Here is a 16,528-nt window from a genome sequence, read left to right on the forward strand (position 1 = left end):
CTCGGGCGACGACTCGGTGCGTACCGTAAAAGTCGAGTGGAACAACGACAAGAGCGCCATGGAGGCGAAGCTCAACGGCATCACGATTTTGTGGACGCCGCAACGCGGGCCGCTGGGATCGATGCCGCCGCTGGTTCACCCGGAGCACGGCGAAGCACTGAGTACGATCCTCGTCCACCCGATCGCCGCGAACACCGACAGCCAGATTGAAATCCTGCCCGGCGAAGACATCACCGCCGAGGATTGTATTCTGGTGTTTCCGGCTGAGACCGGGCTGAAGTCGTTATATGTGGTGTTTTCGAAACCGGCGAGATTGATGCCGGAGACGGTGACGGGGATTGGTGAGGATGTTTCCGGTGTATGGCTGGCAGGAGCTGGAACAGGGATTGGAGTGCCGATTCCGACGCGGATTGCGGACAGACTCAGAGGGAGGGAGTTTTCAAACTTCGACGCGTTCAGAAAAGCATTCTGGCAAGCCGTGCGGGATGATCCAGAACTTTTCGATCAGTTCAATTCGGATGCCCAAGATCGTTTAATGTCGGGCAACGCACCCGCGGTTCGAGACAGGGAGTCTGTAGGCACAAGAGGGGTATTTGAAATACATCACGTCGAGCGGATCACTGATGGCGGCGCTGTCTACGACATAGACAACCTCCGAATCAACACCCCTAAAAATCACATCTTTCAACACAAAAAACAGTGAACGCACATGGAAAAAATATCTGAATACACTGAAACCGAATTTATCCGTTTCATCGAAAAAATACGTGCCACCAATAAAAGTGGATCGGATACGGAGCTTGGCGAGCTGCTGGCACAATTCAGAAAGCTTACCGGCCACCCGGACGGCACCGACTTGATTTTTTATCCCGAACCAGGAGAGGACAACTCTGCCGTGGGCATTACGAAGACCGTAAGAGAATGGCGCGCCGCCAACGGACTGCCAGGATTCAAGCAGTAACCCTCCGGCATCCATAGTCAAAACCGCTGCGCATCACCAGGCAGTCAAAACGGCTTACCGAAAGGTAAGCCGTTTGTTTATCCCTCGCCCATTAACGCCGCCAGCCCTCTCGCCCAAATCTGCCGCGTCCGCAAACCGACAATCGCCCGCCAGTCCGGATCCGCCGGATAAAACTGCTCCAGCAGATTCAACTTGATCGCCCTCCCCGTCGCATCCAGCGGATCGCCATGCAGATGCAGCCAGTGATCGTCGCGCAGATAACGATGCACGTCCGGCCCCGGATAAGTCCCGCACTCGATCACGAACGGCATCAGTTGCACATTCGGCAACGCGTTGAGCAACGCCTGCGAGGTGTAACCGGTAGCGGTTGCCGCGACACCGGTTTCGCTCAGGGTTTCGGCGCCGGTGTGCAGCGTGTAGAGCCACGGGCCGTAAATCGATTGCGCTTGGGCCAGTGCTGGATACGGCGCTTGGGTAATCGTCAGCAGCATCGGATGCCCGTACTCCCCGGCGCCGGTGTGCAGGTCGAAACACATCACGGTTTCAGCACCGGCCAGATGATTCTCGATGATGGAATGCAGCGTGCGATTCGACCAGCTCGGCGCGAGTCCGCCAAAGAACAATCCGTCGGGATGACTGTGCTGACCGCCCTCGACAATCGACATGACAGCCGGCCAGCCGTGCTCGGCAATTTGCGCATCCAGCAAGGCATCAGCCTTTTGCCGCTCGGCGCCATTCAAATCGGTGCAGGCGTAAATTTCATGGAGCGCCGCGTAAACGCGGTTGTCCGGAAGCAGTCGGTTGAAATCCAGGTGATTGCGGTTGAGGTCGATGTTGTCTTCATTGACCCGCCGCAGCCACGCCGTGCCCCACGGGTTGATCAGGTGAACCATCACCACCGCGACGTCCTTCGGCAGTGAGTCCGGCGTGAAATGCTTCAGCCAGTCGATCTGGCACTCCGAGCCGTAATATCCCTCAACCCCGTGGGTGCCGCTGAGCGCCACCAGGCGCCGTTTGGCCGCTGGATCCCCCAGCACCGCAACATCGGTACTCAAAGACTCGCCAAACGGCCCATTGAGCGGATGCGCGTACGAAGAGAGCGTTGCACCCGCCACCTTCGCGGCGGCTAAAAAGCGCTCGCGCTGTTCGCGATAGCTGGGCTGGGTCGGAAACTCGTTGTGCATGGCGGCCTCTTGTTGATTGTTCTGGCTTCACGTTTGCCCATGACCCTACAGAAATTCCGCCAAGGCATGAAGGACAAAGGTGCCTGCGGTTTGCGTCGTACACGGTCGGCCGATACAGTCCGTCAGACCTTTATCCCACGGACGGAGAGCCCCGCGTGTTTCCAGCCCTGCCCCTGAACCGGTTTCGCCTGCCCGCCCTGACGCTGATCGTCAGCGCCATCGCCCTCACGGCCTGCAACGCCCCGCCTTCCTCGACCTTGCCGCTGGCACCGGAAGCCGCCTCCGGTTACCGCACCGGCCTACAAGCCAGCCACGCCGAAAAACACATGGCCGCCGCTGCCAATCCGCTGGCCGCCGAGGCCGGTCGCGAAATGTTGCGTCAGGGTGGTTCCGCCATCGATGCCGCCATCGCGATGCAAGCCGTGTTGACCCTGGTCGAACCGCAATCCTCCGGGATCGGCGGCGGCGCGATGATCGTGCTGTGGGATGGCAAACAGGTGCGCACCTACGACGGTCGTGAAACGGCACCGGCGGGTGCGACCGAGAAACTGTTTCTGCAGGCCGACGGTAAACCGATGCCGTTCCCGCAGGCGCAGATCGGTGGACGCTCTGTCGGCACACCGGGGGTGATGCGTGCATTGGAGCTGGCGCACAAAAAGCACGGCCGCTTGCCGTGGGCAACATTGTTCGAGCCGGCGATCAAACTGGCCGAGCAGGGTTTTGCGATCTCTCCGCGCCTGCATTCACTGCTGGAATCCGACCCGGTGATTCGCCGTTCGCCGGACATGGCCAGGTACTTTCTGAACAGCGATGGCAGCGTCAAAGCCGTCGGCACGCGACTGCAAAACCCGGCGCTGGCCGCCGTGCTCAAACGCATCGCCAACGAAGGTGCGGACGCGCTGTACAAAGGCCCGATCGCCGAAGAAATCGTGGCCAAGGTTCAGGGCCACGCCAACCCCGGCAGCCTGTCGCTGAACGACCTTCAGCACTATCAGGCCAAGGAGCGCGCGCCACTGTGCACCGACTACAAGCGCTGGCAGGTTTGCGGGATGCCGCCGCCATCATCGGGCGGGATTGCGGTGGCGCAGACTCTCGGCACCTTGCAGGCGCTGGAAACCCGCGATCCGCGTCTGGCTCTGACGCCGCTCAAGCCAGTGAAAACCGATAAACCCGCCGGCATCGAACCTGCGCCGCAAGCCGTGCACCTGATCGCCGAAGCCGAGCGCCTGGCCTACGCCGACCGCGCGCAATACGTAGCCGATACCGACTTCGTGCCGGTGCCGGTCAAAGGTTTGGTCGACCCGGGTTACCTGGCCAGCCGCGCCAGCCTGATCGGCGAACGCAGCATGGGCACCGCCAAACCCGGCACACCGCCGGGCGTACAGGTCGCCTACGCGCCGGATCGCTCGCCGCTGCGCATTTCCACCTCGCAAGTGGTGGCGGTCGATGACTTCGGTGGCGCCGTGTCGATGACCACCACCATCGAAGCAGCGTTCGGCTCGCACCTGATGGTTCAGGGTTTCCTGCTCAACAACCAGATGACCGACTTCTCGTTCATCCCCGAAGAGAACGGACAGAAAGTCGCCAACCGCGTGGAGCCCGGCAAACGCCCGCGCTCGTCGATGGCGCCGACCCTGATCTTCGACCGCAAAAGCGGCGAGTTCGTCGCCACCGTCGGCTCTCCCGGCGGCTCGCAGATCATCGAGTACGTGGCCAAAACCACCGTCGGCCTGCTCGACTGGAACCTCGACCCGCAAAGCGCCATCAGCCTGCCCAACTTCGGCAGCCGCAACGGCCCCACTGAACTGGAACAGGGCCAGTTCAGCCCGACGCTGATCCAGGCACTCAAGGACAAGGGCCACACCGTCAACGAAATCGACATGACCAGCGGCACCCAGGCCATCGTGCGGGTCAAGGATGCTCAAGGGAAGGCAACGCTGGCAGGCGGGGCAGATCCTCGGCGTGAAGGGGTAGCGTTGGGGGATTGAATCAGCACTGCCAACTGAAAAAGGCTTACCGAGAGGTAAGCCTTTTTTGTATGTCCATGAATTCATTTCCAGCGCCAACTGAAACCCTCAGGCGTCACCCTCCTCCCCCGCCACCCGAACCAGCAGATCCCCGGGCTGACAGTTGAGGTACTCGCAGATGGCATCCAGGGTCGCCAGTCGCAGCCCTTTGACCTTGCCCTGTTTGAACAGCGACAGGTTGGCCTCGGTGATGCCGATGGCGGCTGCAAGGTCTTTGGATTTGACCTTGCGCAGCGCGAGCATCACATCCAGTTGAATCACGATAGGCATGAGGACCTCAAATAAACGTACGGTTTTCCCGATCCACTTCGCTGGCCTGCGCCAGAATCCGCGCGATGATCGAAATGCACGCGGCCAGAAACAACGCGACGAATGAGGCCGCCGTGATGCTCAGGGTAAACAACCGCTCACCGACCGGCGCGTTCTGGGTGACCCACAGGCTGAGCATCGGCTCACAGAGGAAATCCAGCAGCACCCAGATCGCCACGGCTCGCCCGACCTTGCCCAGATGCTCCGCTGTTTCCCGGGCAAAATACTCACCCCGCGCATAACTCTGAAACAGCCGGCGCAAATGGTTCAGGCCCGATGCCAGCGCCAGCAGGGGAATGCTCGACAGCACGATCCCGCCCAGCTTCTGCCACCATGGAAACAGCGTGGCGGCGTCGGCCATGTGTGACAGCTGGCGCTCGGTCAGCGCAAACCCCAATCCCCAGCCTTCCTTTTCCGCCAACGGTGGGTAAACCCAAATGACAGCATTGAGCAGCAGCATCACGACGATCAGGATCAACGTCACCGTCGCCATGCGCCGACTGAATTGCACGAGCCCGTGGGTGGTCATGGGAAAGCCTCACAAGAATGAATGTGAGCACCACCCTAACGATTAAAATTATCGAATAACAATAATTAATTGCTGCAAAACATTAATAACCGTCAGACATCAAGATTTTTACCGACCACCGGATCACCGATCTTCAGAAAGTTGCCACCGGCCACGTGATGCAGCGTGCGCAGCTCATCGTGCCCTTCAAAATGCCAGCGTCCATCGCTGAACACCCGCGAATCAGCCTGCGCCGCGATCACCTCGGCGAGGAACAGATCGTATTGCTCGTGATTGTGCGGCTCCGGCAGCAACCGGCATTCGAGCCAGGCCACGCAACCGTCCAGCATTGGTGCCTCGACCTGCTCGCCAGCAAAGCTCTGCAAGCCGTACGCCTGAAACTTGTCCTGACCTTGATCGCGATTGATTTCCAGGCCCGATGTCGAGCCGACGGTCTGCACGATGTCGGCCTGATTCACACAAGGAACGTTGAGAACAAAGGTGCCCGAAGCCTCGAGCAATTGTCGGGTCCAGGTGGATTTGTCGAGCACTACCGCGACTTTCGGCGGTTCGAAATCCAGCGGCATGGCCCACGCAGCCGCCATGATGTTGCGCTGCCCGTCATGAGCGGCGCTGACCAGCACGGTCGGCCCGTGATTGAGCAGACGGTAGGCTTTGTTCAGGGAAACCGGGCGACGGAAGGACTCGCTCATGGGATCTGCTCCGGGAAAAAGAGCCGATTGTAGCGGGATAAAAACAACGAAGGGATGGCCGTGTACCATCCCATCGCCTGGCAGGCATCAGTTGGATAACTGGTTGGCGAACTGGCCGACTGCATCCACCACTTTCTGCGCGCCGTCCTGAATCTCGACGATCACCGTACCGGCCTCCGCCGCCAGCGCCAGCCCTTGTTCGGCCTGTTGCTTGCCGTCGGTCATCAGGGCCACGGCGTTGCGCGCCATGTCCTGGTTCTGGCGCACCACACCGACGATTTCTTCGGTCGCCTGGCTGGTGCGCGAAGCCAGTTGCCGCACTTCGTCGGCCACCACCGCAAAGCCTCGGCCTTGCTCACCGGCGCGAGCAGCTTCGATGGCCGCGTTAAGCGCCAACAGGTTGGTCTGTTCGGCAATGCCGCTGATGGTCTTGACGATGGTGCCGATTACCTGGGATTGCTCGTTCAACGCCTCGATGCCTTCGCCGGCGGTCTGCATGTGCTTCGACAGATCGCGCATCACGTTGACCGCTTCAGTCACCACACGAGTGCCGCGCTGGGCGGTGCTGTCGGTCTGCAGGGACGTGCTGTAGGCGATGTTGGCGGCGTCGGCGACGGCCTGTTCCTGATTGACCTGATCGGTGATCACCGTGGCGAACTTCACCACTTTGTAGAGCTTTTCGTTGGCGTCGAGCACCGGGTTGTAGGACGCCTCCAGCCAGACCGTCCGGCCATGGCTGTCGACCCGCTTGAAACGGCCGGCAACGAATTCGCCGTTGTTCAGGCGACGCCAGAAGTTCTGGTATTCGGCGCTGTTGTACTCCTCCGGCTCGCAGAACTGGCGGTGATGTTTGCCCTTGATCTGCGCCAGGCTGTAACCCATGCCTTGGAGGAACCGTTCGTTGGCGCTCAGCACGTTTCCGCTGAGGTCGAACTCGATCACGGCGGTCGAACGCACCAGCGCGCCGATCAGGTTTTCGTGTTCGCGGGAGGCCTCGATAGTGCGGGTCAGGTCGCTGGAGAAAATCGAGAAATGTTTGATCCGGCCATCCGATGAACGAATCGGCTGCACGATCGAACGCAACCACGCCTCTTCGCCATTACCGCGGGAAAGACGCACAGCGCCGGCGAAATGCTCGCCACGGGTCAGGGCGGCCTTGAAGCGGTGATGAAACTCGTCCGACTTCACATGGGCCGGCACGATGTCTTCGATGGCGCGGCCGATCAGATCGTGACTCTTGTAGAGCATTTCGTTGAGGAAGTTCTGGTTGACCGACTGAATCCGTCCGTCGGGCTCAAGGGTGAGCACCAGCATCTCGCTTTCCAGGCTCTCCTTCACTTGCAGAAGGCTGGAGAGTTCTTCACGAAGAGCCGCCAGCTCTTGCTTCAGGCGTTTGTTGAACATGGGAAAGCACCGATGGACTGGATGGAGAGCGGGTATGCAGCCTAACCATCGGCCTTGGAAATCTTTTCTGAAGAGCGCTTGAGGCGTGTCCTACAAAAATAGTTACGCCTCGACAATTCAGGCGGTGCCGGCCACCGGGCACTGTTCTGCGCGCGGCATGCGCGAGCCGAAATACGCCGCGCTGACGACGCCCACCACGCCCATCACCGCGCAGAACATCACGCAGATCCACGGACTCCACGGCATCAGACCGATCAGCAGCAACGGCGTGACACTGGCCCAGGCGGCGTAGGCAATGTTGTAGGTGAAGGAGATCCCGGAAACGCGGATCCGCGCCGGGAACAGGCTGACCATCACCGACGGCACCGCACCGACCACGCCACAGCACAAGCCGGCGATGGCGTAGGCCAGACCGACCCAATCCCCGCCGCTGATCAGGCAGCTATAAAGCAGACCGATGCCCAGCGGCAGCAGCAGACTGTAAAGCATGACCGTGCGCCAGGCGCCGATGCGATCGACCAGCCGGCCGGCGATCACGCAGCCGATGTTCAGGAAAACAATGCCCAGCGCGCTCAGCGCGAAGGTGTGGCCGGCGGTCATGCCGAAGGTTTTTTGCATCATGGTCGGGGTGATGACCACGAACACCACCACTGCCGAGGTCAGCACGCAGGTCAGGAGCATCGCCGGCAACATGGCCAGCCGATGATCGCGCAGCACGGTGCGCAACGGCAGTTCGACCCGCGCCTCGCGCTGCGCTTCCATGGCCATGAACACCGGGGTTTCGCTCAGCCAGCGGCGCAGCCAGACACCGATCACGCCGAACACACCACCAAGCAGGAACGGATAACGCCACGCGTAATCCAGCACTTCGGCCGGGGTGAACACTTGCGCCAGAAAAGTCGCGGTCAATGCGCCGATCAGATAACCGAAGGTCAGCCCGGCCTGCAGAAAGCCCAGGGCATAACCGCGATGCCCGGCCGGAGCATGCTCGGCCACGAATACCCAGGCGCTCGGCACTTCACCGCCCACCGCCGCGCCTTGCAGGATGCGCAGCGCCAGCAGCAGCAACGGTGCGAAATAACCGATCTGTGCATAAGTCGGCATGATCCCGATCAGCAGGCACGGCAGCGCCATCATCAGGATGCTCAGGCTGAAAACCTTCTTGCGCCCCAGCCGGTCGGCGAAATGCGCCATCAGGATCCCGCCCAGCGGGCGCGCCAGATAGCCGGTGACGAAGATCCCGAAGCTTTGCAGCAGGCGCAGCCACTCGGGCATTTCCGGCGGGAAGAACAGCTGGCTGAGGGTCAGGGCGAAGAACACGAAAATGATGAAATCGTAGATCTCCAGCGCCCCGCCCAGGGCCGCGAGGCCGAGGGTCTTGTAGTCGGAACGGCTGAACGGCGCCGGTCGGGCAGTGGAATGGGCAGTCATTGCAAAGAACTCTGGCAGGCAAAAAACCAAGGCGCCCATGGTCTACGCAAACGGGCCGCCGGACAACCCGTTAGACCATAGTCTGATTCGGCAAAACACGGTCACAAAAATCCGCCGGTTGATTTACTGTTGGCACCTGTCCAGACGGGCCGGCCAAGCCCCGAAGACCACAATAAACATAAAAATCCGAGGTACTCCCGTGGCCGTTGATATCGAAGATAGCCGCTCTGCGCGCTTTGCCTTGCGCTGTTCAAGTTTCGCCGAACGCTGGTTTCCCGACTCCTGGGTATTCGCCGCGCTGGCGGTGATCATCGTCGCGCTGGCGACCCTGGCCATTGGCGCCAAACCCACCGACGCGGCCATGGCCTTCGGTGACGGGTTCTGGAGCCTGATCCCGTTCACCATGCAGATGGCCTTCGTGGTGATCGGTGGTTATGTCGTGGCCAGTTCGCCGCCCGCCGTAAAGCTGATCGATCGCCTGGCGCGGATCCCGAAGAACGGTCGCTCGGCCGTGGCCTGGGTCGCGCTGATTTCGATGGTCGCGTCCTTGTTGAACTGGGGCCTGTCGCTGGTGTTCGGCGGTCTGCTGGTGCGCGCTCTCGCCCGCCGCACCGATCTGAAAATGGACTACCGCGCCGCCGGTGCCGCCGCCTATCTTGGCCTCGGCGCCGTTTGGGCGCTGGGCCTGTCGTCGTCCGCCGCGCAGTTGCAGGCCAACCCGGCCAGTCTGCCGCCGTCGATCCTGTCGATCACCGGGGTGATTCCGTTCACCCAAACGATTTTCCTCTGGCAGTCGGGAGTCATGCTGCTGGCGCTGATCGTGATTTCGATCATCATCGCCTACGCCACCGCGCCCGGCCCGAACTCGGCGCGTGACGCCAAGGCCTGCGGCATCGACCCGGCCTTCAACCTGCCACCGCTGCAACCGCGTACCCGCCCCGGCGAATGGCTGGAACACAGCCCCCTGCTGATCATTCTGCTGGTGCTGCTGGCGGCCGGATGGCTGTTCCACGAGTTCTCGACCAAACCGGCGATCACCGCGATTTCCGGGCTCAACACCTACAACTTCCTGTTCATCATGCTCGGCGCGTTGCTGCACTGGCGCCCGCGCAGTTTCCTCGATGCGGTGTCGCGTGCCGTGCCGACCACCACCGGGGTGCTGATCCAGTTCCCGCTGTACGGTTCGATTGCCGCGCTGATGACCACGGTCAAGGGCACTGACGCCCAGACCCTGGCCCATCACATCTCGACGTTCTTCGTCAGCATCGCCTCACATGACACCTATGCGCTGCTGATGGGCGTGTACTCGGCGATTCTCGGTTTCTTCATTCCGTCCGGCGGCGGCAAGTGGATCATCGAGGCGCCGTACGTGATGCAGGTGGCCAACGATCTGAACTATCACCTCGGTTGGGCGGTGCAGATCTACAACGCCGCCGAAGCCCTGCCGAACCTGATCAACCCGTTCTACATGCTGCCGTTGCTGGGCGTGCTGGGGCTGAAGGCGCGGGATCTGATCGGTTTCTCGTTCGTGCAATTACTGGTGCACACGCCGTTGGTATTGGTGCTGCTGTGGGCGCTGGGCACGACGCTTTCGTACTTGCCGCCGGTCATGCCTTAAACGATGACCACAGGGCGCCGGCTCCGGCGCCCTGTCTTTCCCTTCGACCCCTTCGACCCCTTCGACAAAAAGCGACCCGAACCATCCCTCCTGCGGTTGCCTGTCGTAAATAATGGCTCAGAGCCATCATCTTTCTTTACCGCGCCACTGCCTCGGTAATATTCTTGCGCGCCCAATATCTGTTTCATTTTTTGTCTGAGCGCAAAGGGAGTTCGTTGCAATGATCGTCGGGATTGACCTGGGAACCACCAACAGCCTTGTTGCCGTATGGCGCGGCGATGCCACTGAGTTGGTGCCTAACGCCCTGGGGCAGTTCCTGACACCCAGCGTGGTGGGCCTGGACGATCAGGGCCGGATTCTGGTCGGTCAAGCTGCTCGCGAACGCCTGCACACCCATCCGCGCCTGACCGCTTCGCTGTTCAAGCGCCATATGGGCAGTGCGACGGAGGTCTACCTCGGGGATAAAAAATTCCGTCCGGAAGAGCTGTCGGCGCTGGTGCTCAAGAGCCTGAAAGAAGACGTCGAGCGCACCTACGGGCAGACCGTCACGGAAGCCGTGATCAGCGTTCCGGCCTATTTCAGCGACGCCCAGCGCAAGGCCACGCGCATTGCCGGTGAACTGGCGGGACTCAAAGTAGAAAAGCTGATCAACGAACCCACCGCCGCCGCACTCGCCTACGGCCTGCACCAACGGGACAAGGAAACGTCGTTCCTGGTGTTCGATCTGGGCGGCGGTACGTTCGACGTGTCGATTCTCGAACTCTTCGAGGGGGTCATGGAGGTGCGCGCCAGCGCCGGTGACAACTTCCTCGGCGGCGAGGATTTCGACAACGTGCTGCTTGAGCACTTTATCGATCAGCATCGCAACGTGTCGGACTTCCCCGAGCGCTCCAGCATCCTCCAGCCGCTGCGCCGCGAGGCAGAACGTGTGCGCCGTGCATTGGGTCAGGACGCCAGCGCCGAATTCAGATTGCAGGTTGGCGAAAAGCAATGGACCCAGACCATCACTCAGGCGCAAATGGCGACGCTGTACATGCCGCTGCTCGAACGCCTGCGCGCGCCGATCGAACGGGCCCTGCGTGACGCACGCATCCGCGTCAGCGACCTCGATGAAATCCTGCTGGTCGGCGGCACCACCCGCATGCCGCTGGTGCGCAAACTGGCTGCCGGGCTGTTCGGCCGCTTCCCGTCGATCAGCCTCGATCCGGATCAGGTGGTTGCTCAAGGCGCGGCGATTCAGGCAGCGCTCAAGGCCCGTTCGGCCGCGCTGGAAGAAGTGGTGCTCACTGATGTCTGCTCCTACACCCTGGGGATCGAGACCTCCACCCAGGTCGGTCGCCAGTATGAAAGCGGTCATTACCTGCCGATCATCGAGCGCAACAGCATCGTCCCGGTCAGCCGGGTCAAAACCGTGCAGACCCTTCACGACAATCAGGAACAGGTCGTCGTCAAAATCTTTCAGGGCGAAAGCCGCCTGGTCAAAGACAACGTGGCGCTCGGCCAACTGGACATCAAGGTGCCCAAGCGCAAGGCCGGCGAAGTCGAACTGGATGTGCGTTTCACCTACGACAACAACGGTTTGCTCGAAGCCCAGGTCAGCATTCCCCTGACCGGTCAGCAACATTCGCTGGTCATCGAAAACAACCCCGGCGTGCTGACGCCGGAGGAAATCCAGCAGCGTCTGCAAGCCTTGGCGCAATTGAAGATCCATCCGCGCGAGCAACAGGTGAACACCCTGCTCAGTGCACGGCTGGAACGTCTGTATCAGGAAAGCCTGGGCGACTTGCGCGATCAGATCGGCTACTGGGCCAAGCAATTCCAGCAGGCGCTGGATTCCCAGGATGAGCGGCAGATCCGTGAAACCCGTACCGAACTGAGCAAGCAGTTGAGCGCCCTCGACCGTAACCCCTGGCAGTAAGGAAGCACGACATGGAATGCTGGTCTGTCCTGCAACTGCCCGAAGACGCCGGGCTGCGTGATATCAAACGCAGTTATGCGCGGCTGCTGAAAGTCTTTCGGCCCGATGAAGATGCCGCAGGCTTCCAGCGCCTGCGCGAGGCCTATGAGCGCGCACTCTCGATTGCCCAATGGCGCCTGGAAAACGAAGAGACCGAGGAGCACGGCGACGTCATGCTGGCTCCTGGGATCGCCGCGCTGGCGGTGCAAGAGCAATCCATGGTTCAGCCGCTGCAGAAGACCGGGACCGATGCGTGGGAGTACCCTGCGGCGCTATTCGAACCGGTGACCCCGGCCGCGCCCGAAGCACCGCTCGAGTCGCAGACCTTGCGGGTACAGCCCCTGAATCCGGAGCCTCTTAACCTGGAGCCCGAGCAGCCGACTGCCGACCCGGCCATCGAAGCCGCATCGCAATTGCTGAACGGCCTCTCGGACAACAATCTGGGTGAGCGCTGGGAGCAAGCGCGCCAGCAGGATTGTGCGCAAGCGTTCCAGGCGCTGTTGCTGACGTTGTGCTTCGACCATCCCGCGCTGCGTCTTTCGATTGCCCGTTGGGCGGTGCAGCACCTCGGTTGGCTGGGCCCTTGGCAGGAAATCGTCATCGGCGACGGGCAGCGCAGCATTCTCGCCAACGAGTTGCTTGCGGATTACCGGCAATCGCTGGAAACGCTGCTCGCCTCGCAAAACGAGCGCGAATTTCTCGCGCTGCTCAAGACTTACACGGCCCAACCCTGGCTCCAGGTGTTCGACCGTCGGGAACATTGGCAGCAGATCATCCTGCAACTGCTGCAGGACACAGAGTGGAGCGTTCCGCTGTTCGACCGTATCTCCCAATTATTTGGCTGGGACGACACCAAGGGTATTCATCCGCAACCGGACTGGCTCTGGCAGGCGCTGATCGAGCGCTGCAACCAGGAAAGCCTCTACGACACCCTGTGCGCCCGGGCCGAAGATCAGCGCAACGGGTCGCCCGACGCTCTGGCCGCGCGGATGCTGATCAGCCCGATGAAGCCGCGACAGCAGAAAGACATGACCGACCGGTTCATCCCGGCTGACTGGCAGGCCTGCCAGCAGTTGTCGGAAACCCTCAAGTGGCGCTTTCCCGACCTGCTCGCCCGCCTGCCCTACGCCGATGTTTTCTACTGGCGACGGTTTCTGCCGCGCTACATCGCCGCCGAAACCTGGTTGCGCTCATGGGCCGCGATTGCGCTGGCGCTGTGGCTGTTCTATCTGCCCGCCGAGCACAAGACCACAGCGATGAGCATCGTCATTCCCCTGGCCTTCGCCTGTGTTCCTGTCTGGTTTTTCCGGATCGGCTTGAGTTATTGGTTTCTGATCAGCGCCCATTTGATCGTTCAGGATCTGTGGTTGACCGAAAGGATCATTCCGCGCCGATGGAACCCTGATACCCGCTGGCTCGTGCTGCGCCATGGCGTACCGCAAGCCGTCATGATCCTGCTGTTCTCGGTCATGCTCGGTGGGCTGGGAGCCTTCACCTATATCGGAGTGATCCTGATCGGGCTCTGGCACAAGCGGCGCATCGGTACGCTCGACCCGGAGTTCAGCGACAAGCACCCGTGGCTGACCGCGCTGCACTGGGCGCATTTCAGCCCGTTGCAACTGCTGTTTCTGGTGGTCATGACCGGCGTGATTCTCGCCAGTCAGCTTGGTTATTCGCTGAAACACCTGTTCCCCGGCTAGGCTGGACGCGGGCCGGATTGCCCTCCACCAAGGTTTTACCCTCGCTGAAAAGGATCTGAGCATGTTGAAACTCGCAGGCCTCACCCTCGCGGCGCTCACGTTGAGCGCCGCCGCCCACGCCGATGTCGACCTGAAACTGGGCAGCACCGAACGCGTCACCCGCCTCTTCGCCTACCCCAACAATTGCAGCGTGATCTGCTTTCGCAACTGGACGCTGGAGCAGACAGTCGCCCATTACCTGAGCCAGAGCGTGCAGCGCGACGGCTACACCAACGCCAAAGTGCTGGTGAAAAACGACAACGATCAGCTCTACGCCGAAATCAGCGGCGTACCGAAGGGCTACGACAAGCCGCTGACCGCGCTGCTGGATGCCGGTGACCTGGCCTACAACGGCGCCAGTAAACTCAATGCCGACGGCAAATGGGCGTACAGCTGGTACCTGTTCCTGCCACTGGGCATGGCCTTGGAAAACCGCAAGAGTGTCGAGCTGTTGCACTTCCCGCCGGATTACTCACTGACCCAGGCCCAGGATTACCTGCGCTCGAACACCACCGACCGCTGGGCCGCGCTGCTGACCGACAATGGCATCCCCGCCAACCAGACGCCGGCCTACCAGACCATCATCGACATCGCCCCGATCGCCGCGCCCGCCAGCGCCGGCAAGGATCTGGAAGGCGTGTACGACTACTTCAAGGATTACCAGACCACCATGGTCAGGCAGGTCAGTCAGAACGCCGGCGGCGCTGTGCTGCCGATGGTTGCCTTTGGTGCGCCGGTGCGTAACTGGATCAAGCAGCAATACGGCGCGACCGTGAATGTACTGGGTCTGGCAACCATCAGCCCTAGCACGGGGGTGAACGTGCCGGTGCTGGGTTCGAACCACCCGAGCTACATCTGGTACGCCGCCGACCCGAACAACTACACCGGCGACGACGCCCAGGCCAAGGCCGATGCGGCCGGTCTGAAGGTAATGGGGCAAGACCTGAGCGCCGCCTGCTGGCAGGCCGGGATGGGCAGCAAACCGGGCACCGATCCGAAGACACTGCTCAACAGCTGCACCCAGACCTGGCAAGTGACGCAGAAAGCCAAGACCTGCGAGCTGTTCTACACCACGATCCGCAACCAGACCGTGGCACAGGCGGACAAGACCTGCTCGACCGCACCAGTCAAATCCCAGTTGCAACAGCTCAAAAGCCCATTGCCGGACATGGCCGCGCCCGCGGCCCATCTCTGAAAGGACATGCGATGTTCCCGTGTCAGCCTTGGCTGACCCGGGAAAGCGTCTATTTCGCCTGTCAGATCTGACAGTAGACCGCTAATGTGATTTACGGGATCTTGGATCCAATGATCGTGTTGCAGGACTGACAGGACGTCAGCTCGGGAAAGTCGCGACACCTGGCCAACAGGGAACGTTATGAACACTCACGCATTACCGGGTAAACCGGCACGCGATACCGAGGGCATTTATCCTTTTGCCGGACTCCCCGTGCGCATGGGATTTCCGTCAAAACAGGATTTCGAGATTGTTCACGATCCCGAGGGCGTAGCCACCGCTGTCGTAGCGTGCCGGGAGTTCCTGCGCATCACCCGAATGTGCCGGGTTTCAGGCCAGTTGCTGCCCTATCGCTGCCGGCAGACCCGGCAACTGATGCCAGGGATTCATATCTACGATCCACGCTTTTGCGGACTTTTCGAACACTCATGCGATCCAAACACCTTCTTTGACGCAGTAGAATTATGGTTCTGGGCTCTGCGCGACATTGCCGAAGGTGAACGATTGACCATGGACTACACCGCCACCGAAGACAAACTGCTGCGGCAGTTCGCCTGCGGTTGCGGCTCCTCGCGCTGCCGTGGGTGGATCACCGGTTACGACGAATCACCCAATCTTGAAGGCCAGCGCTACTTGTTGAGCTGGCGCCGCCGGCAAGGTTTACGCTGAACGACCGGTCAAGGCGCGCCGACCGGACGCAAACGGTATTGCGGCGGCAATTGCTCGAAACCGCTGATCGTGGTGTTCAGGCTCTTCCAGCGACCATCCTTGATGCCGTAGATGCAGCCGTGGATCGACAGGCTCTGCCCGCGATGCCAGGCGTTCTGGATGATGCTGGTGTGGGCGACGTTGGCCACTTGCTGGATCACGTTGAGCTCGCACAGACGGTCGACCTGCTCTTCTTCGGTCGGCAGCCTGGCCAGTTCTTCGCGTTTTTCGTAGTAAAGGTCGCGGATCGAACGCAGCCAGCCGTCGATCAGGCCGAACTGACGATCCTGCATCGACGCCCGCACACCGCCGCAGCCGTAGTGCCCGGTCACCAGAATATGTTTGACCTTGAGCACGTCCACTGCGTACTGGATCACCGACAGGCAGTTGAGGTCAGTGTGCAGCACCACGTTGGCAACGTTGCGGTGAACGAACAGATCGCCCGGCAGCATGCCGACGATTTCGTTGGCCGGCACCCGTGCGTCGGAGCAGCCGATCCACAGATATTCAGGCGTCTGCTGACGAGCCAGCTTGGCGAAGAAATCCGGGTCTTCCTTGGTGATCGCGTCAGCCCAACGCTCGTTGTTATCAATCAGGTCTTGTAAGTCATGCATGCTGTAAGGCCTCAAGAAAGATGCGCTGGTATGACAGTCGACCGCCCGTCGGGGTCACGCGGGGATCGTGGGTGATTTGCTTTGAATTTCTCGTGCACCCGGTGAGTCCATCCCAGTAAGG

Annotated in this window: 15 protein-coding genes; 8 read left to right on the forward strand and 7 right to left on the reverse strand. The window is 61.0% G+C overall.

Annotation, left to right across the window (positions count from 1 at the left end; all coding sequences use genetic code 11):
* A partial coding sequence (locus tag GQX66_RS10270) for an S-type pyocin domain-containing protein (protein ID WP_240868656.1) occupies positions 1–703 on the forward strand: 703 nt, incomplete at its 5' end.
* Positions 704–709: 6 nt separating this feature from the next.
* Positions 710–961, forward strand: coding sequence for a bacteriocin immunity protein (locus GQX66_RS10275; RefSeq protein WP_134023818.1), 252 nt, complete (start codon positions 710–712; stop codon positions 959–961).
* A gap of 77 nt (positions 962–1,038) precedes the next feature.
* On the opposite strand, the gene GQX66_RS10280 is transcribed toward GQX66_RS10275, so the two are convergent.
* Positions 1,039–2,145 carry a DUF2817 domain-containing protein gene (locus GQX66_RS10280; protein ID WP_240868669.1) on the reverse strand — a complete coding sequence of 369 codons (1,107 nt, stop codon included), beginning with the start codon at positions 2,143–2,145 and terminating at the stop codon, positions 1,039–1,041.
* 155 nt (positions 2,146–2,300) lie between these two features.
* Between GQX66_RS10280 and ggt the strand changes: the two genes are divergently transcribed.
* The gene (gene ggt, locus GQX66_RS10285; protein WP_102687522.1) at positions 2,301–4,133 is read left to right on the forward strand and encodes a gamma-glutamyltransferase; all 1,833 of its coding nucleotides are present in this window, start codon (positions 2,301–2,303) and stop codon (positions 4,131–4,133) included.
* Between the two features lie 87 nt (positions 4,134–4,220).
* On the opposite strand, the gene GQX66_RS10290 is transcribed toward ggt, so the two are convergent.
* The 5 genes from GQX66_RS10290 to GQX66_RS10315 form a co-directional block, all read right to left on the reverse strand.
* Complete coding sequence (locus GQX66_RS10290; RefSeq protein ID WP_102687521.1) at positions 4,221–4,442, reverse strand: helix-turn-helix transcriptional regulator; 222 nt, start codon at positions 4,440–4,442, stop codon at positions 4,221–4,223.
* Positions 4,443–4,449: 7 nt separating this feature from the next.
* Positions 4,450–5,010 carry a DUF2975 domain-containing protein gene (locus tag GQX66_RS10295; protein ID WP_102687520.1) on the reverse strand — a complete coding sequence of 187 codons (561 nt, stop codon included), beginning with the start codon at positions 5,008–5,010 and terminating at the stop codon, positions 4,450–4,452.
* Between the two features lie 92 nt (positions 5,011–5,102).
* Positions 5,103–5,702 (reverse strand): flavin reductase family protein, encoded by a 600-nt coding sequence (locus GQX66_RS10300; protein ID WP_102687519.1) that lies wholly within the window; start codon positions 5,700–5,702, stop codon positions 5,103–5,105.
* Positions 5,703–5,789: 87 nt separating this feature from the next.
* Positions 5,790–7,106, reverse strand: a complete 1,317-nt coding sequence (locus GQX66_RS28505) for a PAS domain-containing methyl-accepting chemotaxis protein (RefSeq protein ID WP_102716929.1) — start codon at positions 7,104–7,106, stop codon at positions 5,790–5,792.
* A 117-nt stretch (positions 7,107–7,223) separates the two neighbouring features.
* Positions 7,224–8,537, reverse strand: a complete 1,314-nt coding sequence (locus tag GQX66_RS10315) for an MFS transporter (RefSeq protein WP_240868671.1) — start codon at positions 8,535–8,537, stop codon at positions 7,224–7,226.
* 199 nt (positions 8,538–8,736) lie between these two features.
* On the opposite strand from GQX66_RS10315, the gene GQX66_RS10320 reads away from it, so the two are divergent.
* The 5 genes from GQX66_RS10320 to GQX66_RS10340 all read left to right on the forward strand — a co-directional run bounded on the left by GQX66_RS10320 (position 8,737) and on the right by GQX66_RS10340 (position 15,754).
* Positions 8,737–10,155: a TIGR00366 family protein gene (locus GQX66_RS10320; RefSeq protein WP_240868674.1), complete on the forward strand. Its 1,419-nt coding sequence runs from the start codon at positions 8,737–8,739 to the stop codon at positions 10,153–10,155.
* Positions 10,156–10,375: 220 nt separating this feature from the next.
* Positions 10,376–12,073 (forward strand): molecular chaperone HscC, encoded by a 1,698-nt coding sequence (locus GQX66_RS10325; protein ID WP_240868683.1) that lies wholly within the window; start codon positions 10,376–10,378, stop codon positions 12,071–12,073.
* 11 nt (positions 12,074–12,084) lie between these two features.
* Positions 12,085–13,812, forward strand: a complete 1,728-nt coding sequence (locus GQX66_RS10330) for a J domain-containing protein (RefSeq protein ID WP_240868687.1) — start codon at positions 12,085–12,087, stop codon at positions 13,810–13,812.
* 61 nt (positions 13,813–13,873) lie between these two features.
* Positions 13,874–15,046, forward strand: coding sequence for a hypothetical protein (locus tag GQX66_RS10335; RefSeq protein ID WP_134023832.1), 1,173 nt, complete (start codon positions 13,874–13,876; stop codon positions 15,044–15,046).
* Positions 15,047–15,226: 180 nt separating this feature from the next.
* Positions 15,227–15,754: an SET domain-containing protein-lysine N-methyltransferase gene (locus tag GQX66_RS10340; RefSeq protein WP_102687515.1), complete on the forward strand. Its 528-nt coding sequence runs from the start codon at positions 15,227–15,229 to the stop codon at positions 15,752–15,754.
* Between the two features lie 8 nt (positions 15,755–15,762).
* Here the strand turns inward: GQX66_RS10340 and can are convergent, their stop codons facing one another.
* Complete coding sequence (gene can / locus GQX66_RS10345; protein ID WP_011335942.1) at positions 15,763–16,407, reverse strand: carbonate dehydratase; 645 nt, start codon at positions 16,405–16,407, stop codon at positions 15,763–15,765.
* Positions 16,408–16,528 lie beyond the last annotated feature (121 nt).

The organism is Pseudomonas sp. B707, from assembly GCF_022496685.1.
GTDB classification, from domain to species: domain Bacteria; phylum Pseudomonadota; class Gammaproteobacteria; order Pseudomonadales; family Pseudomonadaceae; genus Aquipseudomonas; species Aquipseudomonas paraglycinae.